This is a genomic window from Janthinobacterium sp. CG_23.3, from assembly GCF_046115965.1.
Lineage (GTDB): Bacteria > Pseudomonadota > Gammaproteobacteria > Burkholderiales > Burkholderiaceae_D > Janthinobacterium.
Map to the genome: position 1 here is coordinate 1 of NZ_JBJXIB010000220.1, position 4,043 is coordinate 4,043.

The following is a 4,043-nucleotide window of genomic DNA, read 5'->3' on the forward strand; positions in this document are numbered from 1 at the left end:
ACCCCACACCTATAGGGGCAAAAGTTGTTCGGTCGTCTCTGCGCTACACCCCCAAAAAGGCGGGTCCCGTCCTCCCCCCCCCCCAGCGTTGCCCCGCCCCCCCCCCCGGTACAGTCCGTGTAACTATACGGCCAAGTGTACTTGTGCTGTATTGCTGATTCCCATACTATGCGATACCGATAGTTACCAGCCACCGCGCCCTTAGCCCATGCCACCCTCCGCCGACATCGACGCCACCGCCCTCGGCCACGAGAATTGGACCAGGCGATTCCTGGACGGCTGCATCGCCTGCGTACCCACCGTGCTGGGTTACCTGAGCATCGGCTTTTCCGCCGGCGCGCTGGCCCGGGTGTCCGGCCTGAGCACGATGGAGGTGGCGCTGATGTCGCTGATCGTCTACGCCGGCTCGGCCCAATTCATCATCGCCGGCATGGTGCAAAGCCACGCCGCCGCCATCACCGTGTGCGTCGCGGTGTTCTTCGTCAACCTGCGCCACCTGCTGATGTCGGCCTATCTGGTGCCCTACTTTAAACACATGGGCAGCCTGCGCAATTTTTTGCTGGGCGCGCAACTGACCGACGAAACCTTCGGCGTGGCCGCGGTCGCCGCGCAGAAAAGCGGCAAGCTGTCGTTTGCGTGGATGGCCGGCCTGAACCTGACGGCCTATCTGAATTGGTTGCTGGGCAATATCATCGGCGCGCTGGCCGCGACCTGGATTCCAGCCAACTTCATGCAAAGCCTGCAATTCGCGTTGGTGGCGATGTTCATCGGCCTGATCGTGCTGCAATTGATGGCGGCCCGCGACCGCGCCGTGCAGATCTTCGCCGCCGTCATGACCGTCGCCCTGCTCGAACCGGTCGCCCTGCTGTTCGGCCGCGAGTTCAGCGTCGTGCTGACCGCCATCATCACCTCGTTTATTGCCATGGGAGCCATGCGATGGAAGTCCGCTACGAAATCCTCCTAATCATCGCCGGATGCGGCTTGGTCACCCTGGTGCCGCGGGTCTTTCCGCTGCTGTTCCTGCGCAAACAATCGTTCCCAAAATGGTACCAGGAGTGGTTGTCCTTCCTGCCCGTCACCATCATGGCCGGGCTGGTCGCCGAGCAACTCATTCCCCGCCACGGCGACTGGCGCGCGGCCACGCCGAACATCGTCGCCAGCGTCGCTTGCCTGCTGTGCGCGGTGCTCAGCCGCAGCCTGTTCGCCACCGTGCTGTGCGGCGTGGCGGCGATTGGCTTGCTGACCTACTTCGCCTAACCGCGATTTCCGTAGGTCGGATTAGCCCGCAGGGCGTAATCCGACCATGTTGGCGTGCGCGGCACCGCGCGCGCAGCAAACCTTGCCCTTCCCCTTAGAACGTGGCGCGCAGGCTCAGGCGCACGGTGCGCGGCTCCAGCGGATGCACCAGGCGGCCGTCAATGCCGCCGCCGCAACTGCCGTCGGCCTGTTCGCCGCGCGTGCAGGAGCCGCCCCAGTACTCAATATCATTGGCCTTGCGACCCAGCAGATTGAGCACGTCGACGCCCAGTTGCAGCGTCGGCGTGATGCGGTAGCCCACCTTCAGATTGGCCAGCCAGAACGGCGTCGATTTGTGGGTGTTGCTTTCCTCCAGGGCGTAGGCGCCCAGGTAGCGCAGGCGCACGCCGCCGTACCAGTTCCCGCCCGGCTCGTAGCCCATCCCCAACGAGGCGGTCAGCGGAATCGCGTTCGGCACGTGCGAGCCGCCGCCGTCGACCGGCTCCTTGAAGCGCGCATGCGACCAGGCCAGGTCGGCGTCGATGTTGACGGCGCTGGTGGGCGCGAAATAATTCGACCACTCCAGGCCGTGCCGGCGCGACGCGCCGCGCGCTTCGGTGACGCCCTCGTCGCCGACGAACACCAGCTCGGACGCCGCGCTCATACGCCACAGCGACAGGCTGGTGTTCCAGCCCGCCAGCGGCTTGCTGCGCAGGCCCAGTTCCGCGCCGTTGGACTTGGCGAACAGCGACAGTTTTTCAGCCGGGCTGCCGTCGGCCGGATGGGTCGCCGAGGTGGCGCCGCGCACGTCGTTGCTGTGAAATCCGTAGCCCCAGTTGGCGTAGAACTCGGTGTCGCCGCGCGCGCCGGACGGGCGCAGCACCAGGCCCAGTTTCGGGCTGGTCTGGCCGGCGCCGACCTTGCCGCCGTTGTGCATATTGAACTCGCCGGCGGTCGGCGTGACGCTGGCACGGATCTGGTCGCGGCGCAGCCCCACGGTGCTGCGCAACCACGGCGTCCACTGCCGGCGCGCCTCGACGAACAGGCCGACGGCGGTTTCGGTCAGCTGGTCCTGGCGCACGGTGCCGGTGCGCACCCGCCCCTCGGTTTGATACAGGCCGACATGCCCGACCCGGTCCTGGCGCAGCTGCACGCCGGCCGTCAGCTCGACCGCTTGCAGGCGCACGCTGCGGCGCGCCTCGCCGCCCCAGATCAGGCGCTCGTCGGCCTGCTCGTGCTGGTCGCCGCGCGGCCCGCTGGTAAACCCCGACGGTGCGGCGAAGTAATTCAAGCCGTAGTCGATCACATAGGCGCTGACGCTGCCGGCCCCGGCCTCGTCGCTGCCGGCCCACTCGCCGGACAGGCTATAACGGTGGGTCTTGCCGCCGTCGCTGCCCGACAGCGCGCCGAAGCGGCCGATCCCGCCGCCGCTGATGGCGCGCTCGGGCACGTGCTCGGTGGCGCGCCAGTCCGACTCGTAAGCCATCGCCGTGACGGCGAAACCGTCGCTGGCGCTGCCCTTGGACAGGCGCAGCACGCCGTTGCGCTTGTGCAGATTGGCCGGCAAGTCCCAGGGGCCGTCGTTGCCCGCCACTTCGACCGCGCCCATCACGTCGAAACCGGCGTATTCGCCGCTGCCGGCGGCCAGCAGGCGGCGGTGCCGGTGCGCGCCCAGCGTCAGGTCGACGAACGGCGCCTTCACCTGGCGCTGGTAGTCGATGCGCGCCGAACCGGTGTTGGAAAAGTCACCGTCGCGGGCCGCGTAGACGCCCTTGCGGAACTCGATGTTGGCGATCAGCTCCGGCATCAGGAAGTTCAAGTCCATATAGCCCTGGCCGTGGGCGTGGCTGGCGACGTTGGCCGGCATGCCCATCACGGTGGTGGCGAAATCGCTGCCGTGGTCGAGGTTGAAGCCACGCAGGAAGTACTGGTTGGCCTTGCCGTCGCCCGAGTGCTGGGTGACGATCAGCCCGGGTATCGTTTCCAGTACCTCGGCGGTGCGCAGCAGCGGACGGGTCGCCAGTTGCTTCGCCGTCACCGTGCCGTCGGTGGCGGAGTCGGCGACGCCGATCATGCCGGGCCGGTTGCCCACCACGGTGACTTCCTGCAGCGTGGGCACGCCGGTCGCGCCGGCCAGTTTGCAGCCGGCCAGCAAAGCGGCCAGCAGCGGTGTTCGCGTATAAAAGTGTCGCATCTGTTTCATTTCCTAAGATCACATCGATGATCCGGGCATGACACGAGAAAGAAGTGGCCGTGTGGGCGCTGGCCACAGTCGCAGGCGGACGGCGCGCGCGGGCGCGCATGGGCGCGGTGGCGCCATGCGCGCACGCTGCGGCGGCGGCGGAACGAATCAGGACTCAAGGCACAACGGACAAAACCAAACCCCGGGTTTTGCACCAGCAATACACGCGATGGCCGGTCTTCTGGCTCGCCCTCATCCTTTCCTGCCCTGCCTTCCCATGCAATGGCACAGTGGCGTACGGACAAAATCGTCAGGCATACAGCAGCGGGGGCTGCGCCGGCATGTTAGAGAGCGTGTCTCTTGTCACCGGCTTCCCGTTTCACCCTCCAGCAGACATGCTGGAGGACACCATCGCGTAAGTGGCGCATTTTACATCAGTTGCGCCGCAGCGGCGCCCGGCCGGGGCCGGCAGGGCCATGCGCAAGGCGTTTTTAAACGCGGATATATAAAAACAATAGGAAATCAAGGGCAAATAGTGACTGTTCAGCCGCTATGCGGCAAGCGGGATAGGATTACCGTTGAAGGCCCGGAGCAGAACCTCAAGCATGCCATGGCCTTGCTTGCG

The 4,043-nt window shown here is 66.2% G+C and carries 3 protein-coding genes and 1 riboswitch; of the genes, 2 read left to right on the forward strand and 1 reads right to left on the reverse strand.

Annotation, left to right across the window (positions count from 1 at the left end; translation table 11 throughout):
* Positions 1 to 208 precede the first annotated feature (208 nt).
* Together ACFDR9_RS27070 and ACFDR9_RS27075 are read left to right on the forward strand one after the other, a co-directional pair.
* Positions 209 to 964 (forward strand): AzlC family ABC transporter permease, encoded by a 756-nt coding sequence (locus ACFDR9_RS27070; protein ID WP_409032989.1) that lies wholly within the window; start codon positions 209 to 211, stop codon positions 962 to 964.
* On the forward strand, positions 937 to 1,257 hold the full coding sequence (locus ACFDR9_RS27075) for an AzlD domain-containing protein (RefSeq protein WP_409032990.1): 321 nt from the start codon (positions 937 to 939) through the stop codon (positions 1,255 to 1,257). Before ACFDR9_RS27070 ends, ACFDR9_RS27075 begins: the two co-directional genes overlap by 28 nt.
* 94 nt (positions 1,258 to 1,351) lie before the next feature.
* On the opposite strand, the gene ACFDR9_RS27080 is transcribed toward ACFDR9_RS27075, so the two are convergent.
* Positions 1,352 to 3,430 carry a TonB-dependent receptor gene (locus tag ACFDR9_RS27080; RefSeq protein WP_409032991.1) on the reverse strand — a complete coding sequence of 693 codons (2,079 nt, stop codon included), beginning with the start codon at positions 3,428 to 3,430 and terminating at the stop codon, positions 1,352 to 1,354.
* Positions 3,431 to 3,631: 201 nt separating this feature from the next.
* Positions 3,632 to 3,846: riboswitch (cobalamin riboswitch) on the reverse strand.
* Positions 3,847 to 4,043 lie beyond the last annotated feature (197 nt).